At 60.4% G+C, this 19,929-nt stretch carries 19 protein-coding genes; 1 reads left to right on the top strand and 18 read right to left on the bottom strand.

The features are described 5' to 3' along the window. Positions 1-58 precede the first annotated feature (58 nt). From PSV05_RS04955 to PSV05_RS04870, 18 genes are all read right to left on the bottom strand, one after another. Positions 59-1,492, bottom strand: coding sequence for a cyclopropane-fatty-acyl-phospholipid synthase family protein (locus PSV05_RS04955; RefSeq protein WP_300062380.1), 1,434 nt, complete (start codon positions 1,490-1,492; stop codon positions 59-61). Beyond that, the gene (locus PSV05_RS04950) at positions 1,489-4,158 is read right to left on the bottom strand and encodes a heavy metal translocating P-type ATPase (RefSeq protein ID WP_300062420.1); all 2,670 of its coding nucleotides are present in this window, start codon (positions 4,156-4,158) and stop codon (positions 1,489-1,491) included. Before PSV05_RS04950 ends, PSV05_RS04955 begins: the two co-directional genes overlap by 4 nt. 19 nt (positions 4,159-4,177) lie before the next feature. Then, a complete protein-coding gene (locus PSV05_RS04945) occupies positions 4,178-4,420 on the bottom strand; it encodes an SHOCT domain-containing protein (protein WP_300062377.1) in 243 nt (80 codons plus the stop codon). Positions 4,421-4,430: 10 nt separating this feature from the next. Further along, complete coding sequence (locus tag PSV05_RS04940; RefSeq protein ID WP_300062374.1) at positions 4,431-4,856, bottom strand: hypothetical protein; 426 nt, start codon at positions 4,854-4,856, stop codon at positions 4,431-4,433. 83 nt (positions 4,857-4,939) lie between these two features. Continuing rightward, positions 4,940-5,332, bottom strand: coding sequence for a hypothetical protein (locus tag PSV05_RS04935; protein ID WP_300062372.1), 393 nt, complete (start codon positions 5,330-5,332; stop codon positions 4,940-4,942). An 86-nt stretch (positions 5,333-5,418) separates the two neighbouring features. Further along, entirely contained in the window at positions 5,419-5,868 is a 450-nt protein-coding gene (locus PSV05_RS04930) for a heavy-metal-associated domain-containing protein (protein WP_300062369.1), read from the bottom strand. A 24-nt stretch (positions 5,869-5,892) separates the two neighbouring features. Continuing rightward, positions 5,893-6,756, bottom strand: a complete 864-nt coding sequence (ppk2, locus tag PSV05_RS04925; RefSeq protein ID WP_300062366.1) for a polyphosphate kinase 2 — start codon at positions 6,754-6,756, stop codon at positions 5,893-5,895. 281 nt (positions 6,757-7,037) lie between these two features. After that, entirely contained in the window at positions 7,038-7,628 is a 591-nt protein-coding gene (petA, locus tag PSV05_RS04920; protein ID WP_300062363.1) for a ubiquinol-cytochrome c reductase iron-sulfur subunit, read from the bottom strand. 30 nt (positions 7,629-7,658) lie between these two features. Then, positions 7,659-8,393, bottom strand: a complete 735-nt coding sequence (locus PSV05_RS04915) for a PRC-barrel domain-containing protein (protein ID WP_300062360.1) — start codon at positions 8,391-8,393, stop codon at positions 7,659-7,661. 63 nt (positions 8,394-8,456) lie between these two features. Then, the gene (locus tag PSV05_RS04910) at positions 8,457-8,615 is read right to left on the bottom strand and encodes a hypothetical protein (protein WP_300062357.1); all 159 of its coding nucleotides are present in this window, start codon (positions 8,613-8,615) and stop codon (positions 8,457-8,459) included. A gap of 189 nt (positions 8,616-8,804) precedes the next feature. Further along, positions 8,805-9,218 carry a hypothetical protein gene (locus PSV05_RS04905; protein WP_300062354.1) on the bottom strand — a complete coding sequence of 138 codons (414 nt, stop codon included), beginning with the start codon at positions 9,216-9,218 and terminating at the stop codon, positions 8,805-8,807. Between the two features lie 423 nt (positions 9,219-9,641). Further along, positions 9,642-11,441 (bottom strand): N-acetylglutaminylglutamine amidotransferase, encoded by a 1,800-nt coding sequence (locus tag PSV05_RS04900; protein ID WP_300062351.1) that lies wholly within the window; start codon positions 11,439-11,441, stop codon positions 9,642-9,644. Positions 11,442-11,456: 15 nt separating this feature from the next. Beyond that, the gene (locus PSV05_RS04895) at positions 11,457-13,121 is read right to left on the bottom strand and encodes a hypothetical protein (protein ID WP_300062348.1); all 1,665 of its coding nucleotides are present in this window, start codon (positions 13,119-13,121) and stop codon (positions 11,457-11,459) included. Then, complete coding sequence (locus PSV05_RS04890; protein ID WP_300062345.1) at positions 13,118-13,498, bottom strand: hypothetical protein; 381 nt, start codon at positions 13,496-13,498, stop codon at positions 13,118-13,120. Before PSV05_RS04890 ends, PSV05_RS04895 begins: the two co-directional genes overlap by 4 nt. Continuing rightward, positions 13,495-13,722, bottom strand: a complete 228-nt coding sequence (locus PSV05_RS04885; RefSeq protein WP_300062342.1) for a hypothetical protein — start codon at positions 13,720-13,722, stop codon at positions 13,495-13,497. Before PSV05_RS04885 ends, PSV05_RS04890 begins: the two co-directional genes overlap by 4 nt. 96 nt (positions 13,723-13,818) lie before the next feature. Beyond that, positions 13,819-14,475 (bottom strand): isoprenylcysteine carboxylmethyltransferase family protein, encoded by a 657-nt coding sequence (locus PSV05_RS04880; protein WP_300062339.1) that lies wholly within the window; start codon positions 14,473-14,475, stop codon positions 13,819-13,821. A 66-nt stretch (positions 14,476-14,541) separates the two neighbouring features. After that, on the bottom strand, positions 14,542-17,751 hold the full coding sequence (locus tag PSV05_RS04875) for a beta-phosphoglucomutase family hydrolase (RefSeq protein ID WP_300062336.1): 3,210 nt from the start codon (positions 17,749-17,751) through the stop codon (positions 14,542-14,544). Further along, positions 17,748-18,212 carry an HAD-IC family P-type ATPase gene (locus tag PSV05_RS04870; RefSeq protein ID WP_345782237.1) on the bottom strand — a complete coding sequence of 155 codons (465 nt, stop codon included), beginning with the start codon at positions 18,210-18,212 and terminating at the stop codon, positions 17,748-17,750. The genes PSV05_RS04875 and PSV05_RS04870 overlap by 4 nt, the downstream gene beginning before the upstream one ends. Positions 18,213-19,095: 883 nt before the next feature. Between PSV05_RS04870 and PSV05_RS04865 the strand changes: the two genes are divergently transcribed. Continuing rightward, positions 19,096-19,908: a PRC-barrel domain-containing protein gene (locus PSV05_RS04865; protein WP_300062333.1), complete on the top strand. Its 813-nt coding sequence runs from the start codon at positions 19,096-19,098 to the stop codon at positions 19,906-19,908. The last annotated feature ends 21 nt before the right edge of the window (positions 19,909-19,929 follow it).

Here is a 19,929-nt window from a genome sequence, read left to right as displayed (position 1 = left end):
CGGAACGCGCACGCCTACCTTTGTCTGATGGCGGGAGGCTGACGGCATGGAGGGGAGATCAGGCCCAGAAACTTCTGTCTTGACCATTGCTGCTGCTTGTGTGTCGGGCGAACCGGTCAACGAGCGGGCGGGCGCGCGCCGGGTACAAATGCTCGCGCCTTAAAGGTATTGATGTACTGCCCGGTGCACCCTTGCTGGCGAGGATCTGGTACACGCCAATCTCGCCCGATTCAAACTCCAATGCACACGCGGCCATGTAAAGGCGCCAGACGCGCCAAGTCGACTCGCTGACATGCTGCAATGCCTCCTCGTGGTTGCGTTCGAGCCTTGCGACCCAATGCCTGAGCGTCAATGCGTAGTGAGGTCGCAGCCCTTCAACATCCGCAATCTCAAACCTGGCGGTTTCCATGCGGCGCTGGATGTTGCTCACGGTGTCCAACTGACCGTCAGGGAAGACGTAGCGGTTGATGAACTCGGTGGATGGGGTCTTGTGCCAGCCTTCCACGTTGTGCGTGATGCCGTGGTTTAGGAAGAGGCCTGAAGGCTTCAACAGGCGGCTAATCGTTGCGAAATAGAGCGGCAGATTCTTCAAACCCACGTGCTCGAACATGCCAACGCTGACTACCTTGTCGTACACAGATTGGCCCACCAGGTCCCGGTAGTCCCGCAGTTCGACAGACACCCGGTCTTCAAGGCCGGCTTGCGCAATACGCGCGCGCGCCAGAGTCAGTTGACGTTCGCTCAGCGTAATGCCGTGGGCGCGCACTCCGTAGTGCTTGGCTGCATGAATGACCAGTGCACCCCAACCGCAGCCGATGTCGAGAAGGTGTTGGCCCGGCTGCAACAGCAGCTTGCGGCAGATGTGATCGAGCTTGGCAAACTGGGCGTCTTCAAGAGTCGCGTCTGGATGCTCGAAGTAGGCGCACGAATACACCATCGCTTCGTCCAGCCACAAGGCGTAGAAATCGTTCGAGACATCGTAGTGAAACGTAATCGCGCCCTGGTTTTCGGCCTTGGAGTGCGCCCTGACGCCCCGCCCCCGGAGGGGCGAGGCGTCAGCAGCAACGACAGGCTTTGCCGTTTGGGGGCTGCGCAGTCTCAACGCCGAGAACACGGAGCTGACGCGATCTAGTGTCGACATGCGGATCGAATGCAGCTGGTCTTTCAAGCGGAGCGCGGCGAAAAAGTCACCTTCGATGTCGATTTCTCCGCGAAAATACGCCTCGACCATGCGCAGCGGGTCGCGTCCAATCACCATCGAACGCACCACGCTTGGGCTGCGGCAGACCAGCGTGTAGCGTGGCTCGTGCTCTTCCCGGTGTGCTGCTGCGCCGAGTTTGAGCAGCGTCCCATCCCACAGCCGCAGTGCCAAATGGCCATCAAAGCGGCGAAACAACAGGTGTAGCAAGGCCGCGGCCTGGTCAACGCCAGGCGTCCCCAGGCCGACATGCAATGGTGGCGACATGGCGACGCCCAGATCCCGCGCGCTCATGCGTTTGCCCCAGTTGGTGCTGGTACCGCTGCGGTTGACTTGGGCTTGGCACTCTTGATGCCGGCCAGCTTGGTGCGCTTGAGCAGTAGCGCGTTAATGGCCACCACCGCCGAACTGCCCGACATCGACAGCGCCGCGATCTCGGGCGAGAGCGTGAAGGGATAGAGCACGCCTGCGGCCAGCGGAAAGGCTATCACGTTGTAGCCAACCGCCCACCACAGGTTCTGGTGCATCTTGCGCAAGGTCGCGCGTGACAGTTCGATGGCGCCGACGATGTCGTAGGGGTCGCTCTTCATCAGCACCACATCGGCGCTGTCCATCGCCACGTCGGTACCGGCGCCGATGGCAAAGCCCACATTGGCTTGGGTGAGCGCGGGCGCGTCGTTGACACCATCTCCCACCATGCCGACCCGTTTGCCTGCGGCCTGCAGTTCCTTGATCTTGGCGGCCTTCTGGCCGGGCAATACATCGGATAACACGCTGGTGATGCCCAAATCGGCGGCGATACGCTTGGCGGTGCCGGCGTTGTCGCCTGTGAGCATCACCACCTCAATGCCGCGCTCGCGCAATTTGGCAACTGCGGCCCTGGCTGTGGGTCGAATGGCGTCGGCAATGGCAATCAAGCCGATCACCTTGCCGTTTTGCGCCACGTGAACCACTGTCCGACCTTCGCCTTGCAGTCGCGCGGCGTCCGCTTCCAGGGCCCCAAGCGCCAGCTTTTGGGTGTCCATCAGCAGACGGTTTCCCAGGAAAACGATGCCGGCGGCGGTTTGCGCCTGCGCGCCCTGGCCGTCGATGCTCTTGAAGCCCGTTGGTGCGACGACCTTCAGCTTTGCAGCGCGCCGCAAGACGGCTTGCGCCAAAGGGTGGGCTGACCCTTGCTCAACCGCCGCAGCGGCGAGAAGCAGCACGTCTTCGGTGATGCCTTCGGCCATGACCATGTCCACCACCTCCGGCTTTCCGATGGTGAGCGTGCCGGTTTTGTCGAAGACGATGACGTTGAGTTTGGTGGCGTCTTCCAGCGCTGACGCGTTCTTGAACAGGATGCCGTTGGCAGCGCCCAAACCAGTGCCAACCATCACCGCCATTGGCGTCGCTAGACCCAGCGCGTCGGGGCAGGCGATGACGAAGACTGTGATGGTCAGAGTCACCGCAAACAGCAGCGGCTCGCCGATCCACCAGAACCAGACGGCGAACGTCGCGAGTCCGACGGCTATGGCAGCGATCACTAGCCACTGCGCGGCCTTGTCAGCCAGCAGTTGCGCTGGTGCCTTGGAGTTCTGCGCCTCTTGCACCAGCTTGACGATCTGCGCCAACGCCGTGTCGGAGCCGACCTTTGTAGCCTTGTAGCGGAAGGTGCCGCTGGTGTTGATAGTGGCGCCGGCCACCTTTGCGCCGGGGCCCTTTTGCACCGGCATCGACTCGCCGGTGAGCATCGATTCATCGACCAGAGAATCACCGGACTCGACCGTGCCGTCTACTGGGATCTTGTTGCCGGGCCGAATCACGACAATGTCCCCGACCACCACCTCGGCGGTTGCCACTTCGACCTCGGCGCCCTTGCGCAGCACGAAGGCCTTGGCTGGCGTGAGGTTCATCAGCGCCTTGATCGCCGACGAGGCACCGGCACGGGCGCGCATTTCCAGCCAGTGGCCGAGCAGGATGAACACCAGCAGCACCGACACTGCTTCGAAGAATTGCTCGCTTTCAAAAAAGAACGTAGCGCCGACGCTGAACAGGTAGCCGGTGCCGACGCTTAAAACAATTAGTGCGGCCATGCCGAGCGTGCCCTTCTTGAGCCCGCGCCAGGCGGAGACGAAGAACGGCCAGCTTGGGTAAAGAACCGCGGCACTGGCCAGGCCGAATAGCCATTGGTTCAGCGGCAACCCGAAGGGCGGTTCAGGGGCAGGGAACATGTCGCCCATCGGCGAGTAGATGAAGATGGGCACTGCAAAGACGAGGCAAATCCAGAAGCGGTTGCGCATGTCGCGCACCATGGCGGGTAAGTCCATGTTGCCGCCATGGCCCATCTCCTGGGCCATGTCTGACGACATCGGCGACGATGTGCTGCCGTGGGCGGCGTGCCCCTTGTGCTCGGCGCCTGCTGGTGCGGGCGCTGCAGGCTTCTGGTCCCCAGGTGCGGCTGCCGCCGGGGACACCCACGATCGTAGGCGCTGCCACAGTGGAGCATTCTCGGCCGGAGCGTCCGGCGTGGGCGAATCGGGTGCGTTGGGTGCAGCCGATGCGTCGGAACCGGTTGTCCCAGTGTCCGGCATCTTCATCCCGGCCGGCATTGCGTCGGTGTCGGGCTTCGCTGTCGCCGCTGCAGCGCCTTCGGGGGTCGCTACCGCCGCAGCGGCCGGCGTGTCCGACTGAGGCGTTTTCGCCGCAGCAGCCGTAAGCGGTACAGCCTTCATATCATGTCCAGCTGGCCCAGTATCGGACGCAGGCCCAGCAGGTGTGGCGGGCTCGTGCGCCCGCAGGCGCAGTGCGGACTTGATATCGGCGACTTCCAGTCGGGTTTCGTCGTAACGCACGGTGGCGTTCTCAGCGGCGAAATTGACCGTCACGCTTTCGACGCCCGGCACCTCACCGATCCGCTTTTCCACTTCGTCCACGCTTAGTACCGACAGCATGGCGTGCACTTCGATAACGCTGGTCTTCATTGTGTATCCTTTGTCGGCTTCATGGGCCGGGGGCCTTGGCATCACGGTCGAGCAGCGCCTTTCTTTGCTCGTACTGCTCGGGCGCAATCTCACCGCTGGCCAGGCGCCGCTTCAACATGTCGTGTGGCGTCTCGCGTGGGCGTTGACGTTTTTCGCTGGGGCTGCCCCAACCGTAGAACAGCAGCATGCCGATTAACGCCATCCAGAAAAACCACCACAGGCCGTGCATGCCACCCATGTAGTAACCGCTGTCGTAGAACATGTGCATCTCCTTACCTGGCGGCCGGCGCAGCAGGCATCCGGTCGGCCATCATGTTCATCATCATCTGCATCATGGCCATGTGATCGGTCATCATCTGCTGGCGTTTGGCCATGTCGGCCGGCATGCCTTTGCCGTCGCCAATAGCGCCCATCCCTTGCATGCCGTACATGCCCTGCATGTCTTTCATCATCGCCATCCCACCTTGCATGGCCTTCATGTGATCGGCCATCAAAGCCTGTCGTTCCGCTGGCGTCTTGGCGCTCATCATCTGCTGATGCATCTTCTGCATGGCAATCATGCGGGGCTCGGTCGCAGTCATGGGCGAAGGTGAAGTCATGCTGGCCATGCCGGGCGAGGCGTTCATGGCACCGGGGCTTGCACACGCAGTGACAAGGGTAGCTACAGACAAGGCAACGAGTGTGCGAAATGCGATCATGGTGACTTCCTGGAGGGTTGTGAATATTGCGTTTACCCGGAAATACGGGATGGAAACAGTTTTTGCTGTGGCGCCCGGTGATGTCAGTTCCGCGTTGGATGTTTGTGTTTGACAGCCGCCGCTTCATCGTCCGGTGCATCCTTGTCTTGCACCATCTCGCAGACGGTCGACGGTATCGCCGTGCCATCGCGCCAAACCCAGGCCACGGGCAGAAAGCGACCTGCCTGCTTGGTGACTTCTGCAGTGGGTTGGAAGCGCACCTCCAGGCCAGCCTCTACTTGCATGAGCTGATCGGGAAGCAGCTGGAACTCACCGGTCTCCTCGTCGTGCATGTGCGGCATGCAAATGCCCAGTCCGTGCGCAGAAAGTCTGCGCAGCATCTCCTGCACTTCGGTCGATTGCATGGCTGCCTGGGCGGCTCCCAACGCCGGCGGTAGACCGGGTGCGTTGCGTTGTGTAGCGGTCGCTGTTGTCATGGTGATCTCCTGGAGAGCTTTGCTGGCCCATTGAAGTGGCTGGGTCAAATGCCACATGTGTGTGATTTGAAAAGCCGATAAAGGCTCTAACTTTTCTCGGCTGCGGCTCTATCCGGTTGAGCATCGCCCGCAGGCGCAGCAGCCGGCGCGACTGGGGGCGCATCCGGCGGGGTCGATGGCGCCACCTTGTCTGGCGGTGCCGCATCCGCAGAACCCCCGGCCGCAGGTGCATCCGGCGCACTCGATGGCGCTACCGGCTTGGGGGATTCGGCCGGTGCGGCGGGTGGCGCATGCCCAGCGTGTCCATCGTCCGGCGCGGTATCAGCGGGCGTGGCCGCGTCATGCCCGCGTTGACGCACGGCCGACTTGATGTCGCCCGCCTCGAGTTGTGTCTCGTCATAACGTACGGTGGCGTTGCCGGCAGCAAAATTCACGGTAACACTCTGGACGCCAGGCACCTCTCCAATCCGCTTTTCCACTTCCTCAACGCTCAACACCGACAGCATGTCGTGGACTTCAATAACACTGGTTTTCATGGTGGTTCCTTGTATGGGTGGTGGTCAGCGCGCCAATCGATGCGACTGGATGCAGTCCGGCGTGAACTCGAACGCGATATCCGTGTCGGGCTGGACGAGCTTGTTCTTTTTGCCGGCGTAGTGGAGCCGTGACAGGATGTCGCGAATCAGGTTCAGGCGCGCCAGGCGCTTGTTGTTGGTCCGCACGATGTGCCACGGTGCGATGACCGTGTGCGTGCGCAGCAGCATGGTGTCGCGTGCTGCCGAATAGGCTTTCCAGTGTTTGACCGCAACGGCGTCAATGGGGCTGGTCTTCCACTGCTTGAGCGGGTCGCGCTGTCGCTCGGCCAGGCGCTTGACCTGTTCGTCCTTGTCGATGTCCAGGTAATACTTGAGCACCGTGATGCCTGAGTTGACGAGCATCTCCTCAAACTTGGGCACCGCACGCATGAACTCTTCATGCTCTTCCTTGGTGCAAAATCCCATGACGTGCTCGACACCGGCGCGGTTGTACCAACTACGGTTGAACAGGACGAACTCCTCGGCCATCGGCAGTTGTGCGATGTAGCGTTGAAAGTACCAGCTGTGCAGCTCCCGGTCGGAGGGCTTGCCAAGCGCGACTACACGCGTGTCTCGAGGGCTCAGGTATTCGACGATGCGCTTGATACTGCCGTCCTTGCCGGCGGCGTCGCGTCCCTCGACCACCACTAGAATTTTGTCGCCGCATTCGATGAAGTGACGCTGCAGTTTCACCAGTTCGACCTGAAGCACATGGAGCTGCGCCTGGTAGTCCTCAGATGAGATTGATTGCTCTCCGGGTAGTGCCGCGGCGACTGTCCTATCCGCCTTGTCGTAGCCATCGCCGTCGCTCTCACGATGGCGCTTGTCCCTTTTGTCCTTCTTGCTCACGTCATACTCCTCTCGCTGGAGCGATCGGGGTGCAGCTTGGCTTGATAGCCAAGACCGCGTATCGCAGCCTCAATCTGGTTGGGCGTCACACGTGTGGTGTCAGCGTCCATAGTGGCCGTTCCGGGCCGCAGCGAGACGTCGACGCGGCTGACGCCGTCGATCTTGCTGAGGACGCGATGTACGCTACTCGTACAGCCTCCGCAGGTCATTCCATGAATGTCGAATTGAAGTGTTTGCATCATTGGCTTTCAGTGGGTTTTGCAGTCAAGCGGAAGATAGTGCTACCCGATGAGGAGCATGGTTTCGTCCATGAATCGATATGGCGGGACTTCAAGGTTGGTCGGCGCGGGGACGTTTTTGAAGACCCGCCCGGCAAGATCGAATTTCGACCCATGGCATGGACAATAGAAACCGCCCGGCCAGGATGCCCCTAGATCGGAGGTTGCTGGGGTAGGACGAAAACTCGGAATGCAGCCCAGATGCGTGCAAATGCCCACCAGCACCAACACTTCAGGCTTCACCGAGCGCAGTGCGTTTCTGGCGTACTCCGGCTCATTTCCTCTTTTGAGATGCGGATCGAGCAGCAGCGCATCGTTTCGGACCAAGGATTCCAGCATCTCGTGAGATCGTTTCAGCACAAACACAGGCTTTCCTCGCCATTCGACAGTCTTGAGCTCTCCAGTCCCCAGACCCTGCAATTGAACCTTGACCGGGGCACCTATCGCTCGCGCCCTCTCACTTGGCGCAAAGGAAGCGAGGAAGGGCACGGTCGTTGCCGCGAGGCCTGCGCAGCCCGTTACTGCAGTTGCAGCGATCCAGCGGCGCCGCTGCGGGTCCCACGTGCGCGTGGTTGGAAGCGCCAAGTCAGTCATTGGCCGGCTCGAGGTATTTCACGAATGCGCTCACTTCCTGTACGCGTAGGGAAGCAATTCCATGATGTCGGCCTTGCCGTAGGGAAGGTTGTAGTGCGCATTGCCTGGATGCCAGCCGTGTTGATAGCCATAAAAGGGGTATGCGTAGTAGCCCCCCTGGCCGTGGTCGAACCCGACGTCCGGAGTGACGATCACGGCTTTGAGTTCGCCCCCCTCCGAGACGATCAAGTCTCGAATGAAGGCGTAGGGGACATTGCCCTTGAGGTTCACATAGTCGCCGATCAGTTCCGACGCCCGCCAGTCGCGCGGAGCCAGGGGCCCGCTGGTTTTCGGAAATCCGTCGAACAAACCATACTTCTTGACGCTCTCGGCGGTGATCGGTGTCGTCACATACTCATAGCCGGGACCGACGGTGACGTCGGACCATTTGACTGCGAGATTCTTGTCACCGACGCCGAGAAAACCGCCAGTTGAGACGATCAGTTCCCGCACATTGCCTTCAGGACTGAACACGATATTGTCGACCTCGCCAACGTTTTTGCCCGTTGGACCTCTTACCTTCTTCCCGATCAGCTTCTTCACGCTCCACCCGGTGGATGGGTCCGGCTTCCAGCTGCGCAGGTCGAGAGTCCTGACCTCAACGGTCTTCGCCGGCACGTCAGCCGCCGCCCGGCTGTACCCCGGAAATCCGGCGAGTATGCCCGCAGTCAAAGCCGCCGTCAGCAGAGGGCGACAGATCGACGCCGATTTCACATTGCAACTCATGAATTTCTCCTTTTTGCGCAAGATCGCGCATCAACCGGCCAACGACGCCTGAATCTGCGCCGACTACTTGAGACTCTTTTCGGGCGCTACCTGCTTGTGTGAGTCGCCCGAGTCGTAGCCGGCGTGTTCTGCAGGCGGAACAGGTTTGGCAGTAGCGCGCTTGCCGGGCAGCGACAAGGTTTTCTTCAGCTTGTCAGGGGAGAGTTCAGTCGAGGGGGGCATTTGGATTTCCTGGATGGATGAATGGCTACTTCTTGGACATCGCGCATGCCGACGCCGAGTGCGGCAGTTGCTGCCTTCTTTGGAGCCGTCCCCTTATATGAGTACCTCTGGCGTCAAATGACAAGGGCAAACTAGATGGGATACAGGCCGAGCCGGAGAAGGCGGGCTCCCGACTGCAGCGGGACGTGTCTACAGACTCAATCGCGAGAAGCGAACCCGAATGGACTGTTCTGGTGGAGGCCATGACAGGTCGACGACGCGGACGGGAGTCGCTGTCGTCAATACTGGCCACGCACGCACAACAAAAGACGCATGACCGGGGTCGGCCAAATCAATGGTTGAGTGCTCCGTGACTGGGGAATCGGAACCGTCGTCGCAAAACTTCAGGCAAGGCGCCCTGGATGCATCGGAGCTATCTCTGTGGCTATCGATTGAACCAACGGTGCCGATGGACATCTCATCGCCATGCGGAGAACGACCGTGATCGCCCTCACGATCCTCTAGCGAACAGGCATTGGCGACGCCTGAGGCCACTCCGAAAAACCACACCAACAGCACCACGAATGTGGTGCTGCGTAGAGTGCGGAAATTGAAGAGTTTCATGATGCCAATTGTTCGGAAAGTTCTATATGAAGGTTAGTGGACTGCCCCGGAAACGTGGTTGACCTATATCAATCAGTACCGTCCCCAAGAAACACAATTCATGATGGACGGTTGATAACTACTTGTCTGTGCGTTGCCGTACCGAAGAAGCGATTGACCTGTCGCACACAATCGGTTGGAACAACTAATCTTCCTCATGCCTCCCGTTGAAGGCTTGATGGGAAGAGCCAAGGAAACGGGTGATTGAACATGGAAGGAAGTGTCATTCGTCCTGCCGGGCCCTGCGTGTCGAGCCTCAAAGGGGGATCACCGCCCGGGTCATGCCGACCGACGATGAACCGGTGATCGCGAAGTCGGTCAGTCGCGTTCTCCGGCTGGGCCCGGCCCGGGCAACCGAGTGGTGCCCGCCTTCGTTGCTAGATGTCAGTGCTCCCCTGAGGGAAATGCGGTGACTGCATCGACGTTCAACTGCAGCCACAGCTCCAGCAGCGCCAAATGCCACAGTTTGCTGCCCTGGATGCGGGTGAACCAGTCTTCAGGCGCCGCGAGCAGCTTGTTGACATAGGCTCGCTGGTACAGACCGCGCCGAATACAGGCATCTGAATTGAGGATGCCACGCATGAACGCCAGAAATTCTCCGCTCACGTGCTTCAGCACGGGTACCGGAAAGTATCCTTTGGGCCGGTCAATTACGGCATCAGAGATCACGCCGCGCGAAATCGCCTTGAGCGGAAACTTGCCGCCGTGCTTGAGCTTGAGTTCCGGCGGCATGCGTGCCGCCAGTTCCACCAGTTCGTGGTCCAGGAACGGCACCCGCGCTTCCAGGCCCCAGGCCATCGCCATGTTGTCCACCCGCTTGACGGGGTCGTCCACCACCAGCGTGGTGCTGTCGAATCGCAGCACTTGGTCGATGAAGGTGTCGGCCTGCGGCTGCGCCAGCGCATCTGCCACCAACTCGGCGGTCACATCGCCCACATGAAGGGCGGGGCTGATCATCTCCAGGTACTCATCGAGGTCGCGATCGAAGTAGTGGGCGCGAAAGCGCTCCAGCGCCGAGCCCTCGGCAGCGTCCATCTGCGGGTACCAGAAGTAGCCGCCAAACACTTCGTCCGCGCCCTGGCCTGAAAGCACCACCTTCACCTGTTTGGCCACCCGCTCGCCCAGCAGGTAGAAGGCGATCACGTCCTGGCTCACCATCGGTTCGGCCATCTGCTGCACCGCCTCGGGCAGCCGGCGCAGCACCTCGTCGTACGGGATCAGGTACTTGTGGTGCCGCGTCTTGTATTGCGCTGCCACCTGGTCGGAGAACTCGAACTCATCGGCCTTCTCGCTCCCCAGGGTTTCGAAGCCCATCGAGAAGGTCTGCAGATCGTCCACGTGGTCGGCCAGCAGGCCAACAAGCAGGCTGGAGTCCAGGCCGCCGGAGAGCAGCACGCCAACAGGCACGTCGGCGGCGAGGCGGTGGCGTTCCACCGCTCGTATCAGCACCTCACGGGTTGCAGCCAGCCACTCTGCCTCGGACAGCGGCTTCGCCGGCCGCGTCGCATCGAGCTTCCAGTAGACGGCCTGCTCAATCCGACCGGCACCGGTGACCGTCATCGTGGTCGCCGGTGCAAGTTTCCTCACTCCCTTGAGGATGGTGCGCGGCGCCGGCACCACCGCATGCAGCGTGAAGTGGTGGTGCAGCGCCACCGGGTCGAAGCCCGTATCCACACCGCCCGCTGCCAGCAGGGCCTGCAGGCTGGAGGCGAAGCGAAGCCGCGATCCGTCCAGCGTGTAGTACAACGGCTTGATACCGAAGCGGTCGCGCGCCATGAACAGGCTCGCATCGCGCTGGTCCCAGATAGCGAATGCGAACATGCCGAAGAAGCGCCGCACACAGTCCGCGCCCCAGGCGTGGTAGGCCTTGAGGATGACTTCGCTATCGCTCTCGGAGAAGAACCGGTAGCCCATGGCGACGAGTTCGGCACGCAACTCCTTGTAGTTGTAGATCGTGCCGTTGAATACCAGCACCAGCTTCAGTTCCCTGTCGACCATAGGCTGGTCGCCGTCGGCGCTGAGGTCGATGATCGCGAGGCGGCGGTGGCCGAAAGCCAAAGCGCCGTCGCTAAAGACTCCGGCGTGGTCCGGGCCGCGTCGGGCTATCTTGTCGGACATGCGCGTCACAGCGGATGTGTCCGCCGTCGCGCCGTCGAAGCGCAATTCACCGCAGATGCCGCACATAAAGGCCTCGTTTCCTCATGACGGTTGTGACGCGGAGCCGCCGAACACCATGGCACGGACCTGTGCCCACTGGGCTTCGGTTGGGGTGGCCGGCTCGTCGATCGCATGGGCCGCGTGCGGGTCGAGCAAGCCCTGGGCGTCGAATACCAGCCAGCTACAGGTTTCGTTGACGACCGCTTCTGGCTGGCCGCACGACAGGCGCAGATACCAATCGACCAGGATGAAGCGACGACCGGCGAACTCAGCCGCCTCGGCTTCTGCCCGAGCAAGCGCGACGTATCGGTCTCGGGCGAGCACATGCACGCCGCTCTCGTCCAGAAGGAACAATCGGCTTTCGTGCTGTGGGGACGTGCATTCCATCGCCAGCCCGACGGCCGGCCCTTCGAACACCGGGGCAAAACCTCCTCCGGGGGTGCGGAAGTTCGTCGTCTGGCCCTGGTACAAACGTGCGGCAATCCATTGAACGTGGTTGTCATAGACGTAATCGCGCAGGTCAAACTTGAGCACTTGCACCGGCTCCGCATGGGAGATCAGCCGCCCGCCGGGTGCCACCAGCGCTTGCGCGACATAGCCACCGGCGAGAATCTCCTGCCAGACGCGCTGGGTGAGTTTGTCGCCGCGGTAGGCGGCGCGGCCACCGAACCCGGCGAAAGGCTTGAAGAACAGGTGCCGCCGCTCGCGCCACAGACGCTCGGCGTGTCGTACCTCGACCACTTCGGTATGCGGAATTCCGGCTAGCAAGATGTCTTGTGTGGTCTGTGGCACGCCCAAGGCCTGCAGCCGCGTTGCATCGCTGAGCAGGGTCAGGTTGCGCTTGTCCGCGTACAACGCGTGCGCTTGCGGATGCGGGGTGAGCACCATCGCGTTAGCCAGGTAAGCCTCACGCAATGTCGAACTGGCGGGCTCGGCCAGTGAAAAGTCAGTGAGGCGGTTGTAGACCAGGTCGATGGCCAGATCACCATGCCAGAGCACGCCGTCACGCAAGCTGAACTCGGTCGGGCCAGCGATTACCGCCTCCAGACCGTGCCGCTGAAACAGTCTCTGGAACAGCAGGAACTCGGGGTAGAGATACTGCTGCTCGGGGTTCTCATCGACAATGGCAATGCTACGCAAGGGTCGTTCGTGGCCAGACAGCGACCACTCATTGCGAAACATCGCCACGATGTCGTCTTCGAAATCACCGGCTTCGGCCGATGGCGGCAAGAGGCCATCGACGGACGCGCAACAAGCGCGCTGTGCCCGGGCCAGCACGGCATTAAGCATCGCACCGCCCGCATTGGTGTTGATCTCGATGAGGCCGAAACCACCCTCCGTGACGTGAAAGTCGTAGCCGAAAAACACGCCCTTGACGCCGCCGGGATCGTGGCACGCGATCGCGGGCGCGGTGGCCAGCACCTCGTCGCGGTAGGCCGGCATTCCAACAACCGATTCGATCGCCCGCACCAGCTGTGCCATGCGTGCCATGTGTTCACGTGACAGAAAGACCGGACGCGTCGCGAACAGGTAAGGGCAACGCTGCTGAATCAAGTCGAATAGACCCGGCTCGCCAATCTCCGACTCTAGTGCGTGGCGCAGTGCCGAGGTATCAAGGCTGATGCAGAAGCATTCGCTGTTTAGCACCTCCATCGATTCGGGGGCGGGCGATGTGGTGGCAGTTGCAGAAAGCGGCGGCGTGTTCACGAAAGCAGATCTCCCTTTACCCAGTCCTGGAAATGGCGGCCACGTTTGAGAAGATGGCGTATCTGCGCTGCTGCCTCCAGCGTTTTGTGGTGCGGAGTGAAGCCTGGTCTGGGCGAAATGTAGGTCGCCATCTCGCGGCCCATTTCGCGCGGCTGATCATCTGCTTGCGCCAGCAGCGTGATTAACAGGTTCTCGATGGCGATCATGCGAATGCGCAAATGTTCGAGCTCGGTGTGCATCGACAAATGAATCTGCAAAGGTGCCACGCAGTCCAATGACGGGAGCTGTGCAATCGCGCCGCCTTCGTTCTCCCATCTCGAAAGCGAGGCGTCTATTCTTGGCAAGGGACGCACAGGGGCTGCCTTCACTGCCTTCATCCTGGTTGTATCCATCGCAACGGCCGGTCGTTGACCTCGCCAAAGCCACCATAGACACGCACCGAAACGTATACGCGCCTGCCGAAACACATCAGGTGGAAAAGTATCATGGCCCCAATCAATATGACTGCCATCCAGCCGCTATCCACGCCCTTGGCTGGCAGGGGAAAAATCAGCAACTGCGCTAGTACGTAGCCGGTCACGACCAGCAGGAAGTGTTTCATAGTTCTCGACTGGGCGTTGGATGTGCGCACCATCTTGCCTCGCTCTGGTGATATTTGTGTGCCATTTCGTTGTCTTTTCGAAGGCATTGAGTTATTTTAGCTTTGCGTATCCGTCCGCGTGGTTGTCATGGCGCGCCACTGCCCCCAGCGCGGGATGAACATTGGCACGCGCCTGCAGTAAGCGCGATATGCGTCACCGAACTCTGATTCAACTTTGCGTTCCTCGCTCCGCGCCAACAGGTAGTAGGCCACCACAATGATCGGAAACAGTGCGACGGAAAAAGCGGTGGGCCAATGCACGATGCCCTCGCCGAAAAGCGCGATGAAGAGGCCGGTGTATTGCGGGTGCCGTACCAGTCCGTAGATTCGTTCGGTGACCAGGCGGTGTTCTTTCTGGGCTTTGTGCAGTTCACGCCAGCCCTCCATGAATATCCCGATACCAGCGAACAGGAGCGAGTAACCGAGGATCATCGCGATCATCATGCCAGTCTCGCCAAAACCCAGCAACGTGGACCAGAGGTTGGCGCTGAGGTCGCTCTGATCGAGGCCGAAGAAGCGGACGAGCAGGTAAATGGTGAGCGGAAACCCATACATCTCTGCGTAAAGAGCGATGATGAAGGCCTGGACTACGCTGGCGCTGGCCCATTCCTTCCACGTTCTGGGCGCAAGGTAGCGGTACAGAAACCACGAGACAATAATGGCGACAATCAGCGCGATCCCCCAGGCTCCGGTGTTTGCAATGTTCTCTTTCATGATGATGTCCTGCTTGTTGGTATTGGCACAGAATGGGGGAGCGGTTCAGTCTTCAACTGGACTCGATCATTGGTCTGCATTTCGTTGTTTTTTCAACGGGAAAAAGCGGCTCGTGCCGCCTACGAATTTGTACGCCTTGCCTTCGACGCTCAGGGAAATCGGCGGCGCCTCGCGATCACGCCCACGGACCGTGAGCGCATCGCGGGTAAGCTGCAAGTCAAGCGAATGCCCGCGATAGCGAATGCGCATATCGAGCTGTTCCATTTCCGGCGGCAGGTCCGGATTGAGGCGCAGAACATCGCCCTGTACTTCAATCCCGGTGAAAACGCGTTCTACCAAATTGACGCTGCCAGCCATCGCGCCAAGGTGAACCCCTTCCGAGGTGGTGCCCTGCTGGATATCGGATACGTCGCTTTGCAGCGCATCGGTGAAAAACTTCATCGAGCGTGGTCGGTCAGAACGCGCCAGGACCCAGGCGTGCACCACACGACACAGCGTGGAACCGTGGGACGAGCGCGTGGAATAGTAGGTGACGTTCCTGGGAATCGTCTCGTACTCGAATGGATAGCCCAGGCGCTCAAACAGCTCCTTGAGCTCCTCCGCCGAGAACAGATAAAACAGCATCAATACGTCGGCCTGCTTCGAAAGCTTGTAGCGATTTGGGCTGTCGTCTTCTGCTTCGAGAATGAGGTCGAGGCGCTGGATGTTTTCGTATCGGGACCGGTAGTCCCGCCAGTCGAGCTCGCGCAACTTTTCGTATCCCTCGAACTGGCTGACGATCCCATCCTCGTGAAAGGGCAGGTACATCCTGCGGCTGATGTCACCCCAGCGCGCGATTTCCTCCGCTGACAGGTCAAGCTGCGCCATGAGCTCGGCGCGGCGCAGGTCGGAGAGCAGATCGAGCACCTCTACCGCTCTGCACAGCACCCACACGGCCATCATGTTGGTGTAGGCATTGTTGTTGAGGCCGGGCGTTGCTGAATCCGGATAGCCGTCGTGAAACTCGTCGGGACCCATAACGCCACGAATTTCGTAGCGCTCACGCTCGTCGCTGAAGATAGCGATGCTGGACCAGAAACGGGCGATCTCAAGGATCAGCTCAGCACCGAAGAAATGCAGAAACTCAAGGTCGTGCGTGACCTGAAAGTACTGCCAGACGTTGTAGGCAATGGCGCTTCCCACGTGGCGCTGGAGGTAAGAGTTGTCGGGTACCCAGCGTTCCGAGCGGGGATTCAGGTTGGCCGTCTGGGTCTCTTCCTGACCGTCACTTGCACTTTGCCAGGGAAACATAGCTCCCTTGTATCCCGCACTGTGAGCGGCCGCACGCGCCTCCCCGAGTCGGCGATAGCGGTACATCAGCAGCGACCGGGTGATCTCGGGCATGCGATGGTTAAAGAAGGGGAAGATGAACAGTTCATCCCAGAACACGTGGCCCTGGTAGGCCTCCCCGGTCCAGCCGCGTGCAGGAACGCCTTGATCGAGACCCATGGAGTTGGGCGATACGGCCTGCAACAGGTGAAACATGTTCAACCGAAGCAGCGTCGGGACGTTTACCTGGAACCCGGGATCGGCTGGCCGGATATGCACGTCGAAGCGGCGCCACAAGTGTTTCCAGGCCAGGACATGTGCTGACATCACGGCATCAAAGTGCCCAGCACGCCCGATGGCCTTGCGTGCTGCCAGCCCGCACGCGGATATGGCGTGATCGCGCGACGTATAGAAGGAGGAAATTTTCTCCAGCACCAGCGTCTGGCCTTGCTTGACATCGATTTGCAGCTCCTGTCCGATGTAGCCCGGTTCTTCGATGGTCTGGCGCGGAACGTCGATCGACCGTTCGTCAAGGAAGGCCCGCGTACGCGCGGCCTGGGCGACATGAATGTTCGACTGGCTGGTGCTCACCATCAGGCAGATACCATCCTCCTCCACTGTCTCCCCTGTTAGAGGCTCCAGGTGCTGATTGTTGAATTTTCGGTACAGCTTTGCGCCGGCGTTGACGACGCGCCCGTCGATGGCCGAACGGACTGTGACACACGCCGACCAGTTCTCCGCAGTCAGCGAGAGCTCCAGCGCGCCCAGGTGCATGTCGCCCATCGAGACCAGGCGCCGCTCCTGCAACAGACTGCGTTGCCCCTGTTGGTCTTCGAAGCGCAGGGTTTTCAACAGCATGCCTCGTTGAATATCAAGCTCCTGGCGGTACGACAGGAGCTTGACCGTCCTCGCATCGAACCAGTCCTGGCCACTGATGCGAAATTCGAGCGCCAGCCAGTTGGGAAAATTGACGAGATCTTCGGTCTCAACAACTCGTCCCGCGAGGTCGGTACACAACCGGTTGTAGCCGCCGGCGAGGTAGGTTCCTGGATAATGGGTGTCATCTGCTTGCGCCCAGGGGGCAGACGCGCGCGTCGCGAAATAGCCATTTCCCAAGGTGCACAAGGCCTCGCGGACTCCCTCGTGTGCCGGGTCGAACCCGTCGAACACCAATGACCAGGCGGACGCGGGCTCAGTCGACACCTGGACCCGCGCCAGGTCGGTCACCACCACATCGGCGCCGGCTTTGCCCAGCGCCAACGCTTGGCCGCCGCGATCGACCCCAATGACGCAGCCAAACCGGCCCGCGCGTCCCGCCTGAACGCCGGCAATCGCATCCTCGACGACAACCGCACGCGAGGGTTCGACCCCGAGGCGCCGCGCCGCTTCCAGAAACGCATCCGGCGCGGGTTTGCCATTGAGCCCGATGCGGGTGACGTCTTTCCCATCGACTCGCGCGTCGAACAAGTCCGCAATGCCTGTCGTCTCAAGCACCTTCGCGCAGTTCTTGCTGGAGGAGACGACGGCCGTCTTGATCTGCTGTGCCCGCAGTGCGCGCACCAGCGCGATGGCAGCTTCATAAGGCTCGACGCCGTGCTGCTCGAGGTGTTCCAGAAAATATTTGTCTTTGAGACTGCCCAGAGCGCGCACGCTCTGGACACCCGGACCGTCTTCCTCCGCCCCCTGCGGCAGCTCGATGCTGCGAGCCTTAAGAAAGGTCGTGACGCCATCGTAACGCGGCTTGCCGTCAACATGGCGCCGATAGTCGGCGTCAATGTCAAAGGGGACGAACGGTTCGCCTGTGTCCGACGAATATTTCTCGAGAAACTCGTCGAACAGTCTTTTCCACGCCGCCGCATGCACGGTCGCAGTTTTGGTCAAGACGCCATCCAGATCGAACAGAACCGCGTCGTAGTCCCTTGGCGAAACCTCGCAGGACGAAAGCGGGGCATGGTCGGACGAACTCATAGTTTGACCCGTTTCGGCAGTTGTGCGTTGATCGCCACGACCACTGTGCTCGCCGACATCAGCACCGCGCCCACGGCAGGTGTCAGCAAAATGTCCCACGGCGCCAGTACGCCAGCGGCCAGGGGAATCGCAAAGATGTTGTAACCCGCCGCCCACCAGAGGTTCTGCGCCATCTTGCGATATGTGGCCCTGCTCAGGGTGATGAGCCGCTGGATGTCACGGGGATCGGACCGCACCAGCACGATGTGCACGGCCTCGACGGCGACGTCGGCTCCTGTGCCGATCGCAATACCGATATCAGCGGTCGCCAGGGCCGGCGCGTCGTTCACGCCGTCGCCGATCATCGCGACTTTCTTGCCTTGGGCCTGCAGCTCGCGGACCTTGTTGGCCTTGTCGTCGGGCAGCACTTCGGCAAACACGGTGGCTACAGACAAGGCAACGAGTGTGCGAAATGCGGTCATGGCGATTTCCTGGAGAGCGGTTGGCCCATTGAAGTGGCTGGGTCACATGCCACAAGCCTTTGTTTCGAAGTGTTGCCAAAGACGTTAACTTTTTTAGCTGCAGCTTTGTCCGGTTCGGCATCGTCTGCAGGTGCAGCTGGGGCGCATCTGACTTGATCGATGGCGTCGCCGTGTGTAGTGGTGCCGTATCCGCATAAACCTCGGCCGCGGGCGTGTCCGATGTACTCGTCGATTCTGCAGACTTGAAGAATTTCGGTGGTGCGGCGGATGGCGCATGACTTGCGTGACTCTCATCTGGGGCGTATGCATCATGCCCGCGTTGGCGTACGGCCGACTTGATATCGGTCACTTCGAGCTGAGTCTCGTCGAAACGCGCGGTGGCGGTATCGGCAGCAAAATTCACGGTGACGCTCTGTACGCCAGGCACCTCACCAATCCGCTTTTCGACCTCTTCAACACTGAACACCGAAGGCATATCCTAGACTTCAATAGGACTTTCTTGTTGGGTAATCGACGCATTAGCCGCTGTGCCAAGCGATCTAGACATTTCACAGGCGAGCCGGCCTCAGTTGTAGGCACTTACCGTCGCCTTACGGTAATAAGCGGCATTTCTGTTGGCGCTTCTAGTTCATGTTGGCAACGTTGGCATATTTGAAAAAACCACGGTATCCGCGGGTCGTTGTCGTGTCTGTTCGCTGCCGAACACAGCACGCGTAATCATTGGGGGAATCGGAGCCAGTTTTCCGTGGGGCATGTCCTACCCTGCTGACGGAGCCGTCAGCGCAGCAACAATGCTCCACCGCGCGAGTCAGTGTGTGCGACAACAGACAGACGGGCTAACACCTTGAGCGCAGAGTCAGTGTTTACAAACTAGGACTACATCATGTTACACAATGCGAAGGAAATGGAAGGGTACGCCGTTGGCGCTACCGACGGTGCCATCGGCCATGTCCAGGATTTTTACCTCGACGACGAGAAGTGGGTGATTCGTTATCTGGTCGTCGATACCGGTGGCTGGCTGGCGAGCCGAAAGGTCTTGGTGTCGCCGATCGCCGTTGGCACGCCGGACTGGGAGCAGAGGCTCCTACCGGTTTCAATCAGCCGTGAACAGGTCAGCAATAGTCCGACCATCGATACCGACAAGCCCGTTTCCCGACAGCACGAGATGATCTATTCGGGCTACTACGGCTACCCGTATTACTGGGGCGGTAGAGGCTATTGGGGTGGCGAAATGTATCCGAACCTGATGGTGCCAGGCTACGGTGGCTCGCTTGCGGGTCTTGATCAAGAGCAACGCGAATCGGCCCGGCAGGAGCACGAACACGACGATCCGCATCTTCGCAGTTACAACGCTGTCGTCGGCTATCACATCCAAGCGAGCGACGGTGACATCGGTCATGTCGCGGGGATGTTGATCGACGAGCAGACGTGGGCCGTCCGTTATCTCATAATCAATACGAGCAACTGGTGGCTCGGGCATGAGGTTCTGATCGCGCCGAAGTGGGTTGAGGCCGTGAATTGGCTCGACAGGACCGTTACTGTCTCGATGACACGCCAGTCCGTCAAGGACGCCCCCACCTACGACCCGGAGGCCGCGATGAGCCGCGAGGCTGAACATCAGCTCTACCGGCACTATGGGTACGTCGGCTACTGGACAGACCATCCGATCCGGGACACCGAGATATCTCGCTTCTAGGGCGCGGCAACGGTTATTAGC

The organism is Thermomonas sp., assembly GCF_029945965.1.
GTDB lineage: Bacteria > Pseudomonadota > Gammaproteobacteria > Xanthomonadales > Xanthomonadaceae > Thermomonas.
Note: the sequence above shows the minus strand (reverse complement) of the source record. Positions and strands in the feature narration are given on the sequence as shown.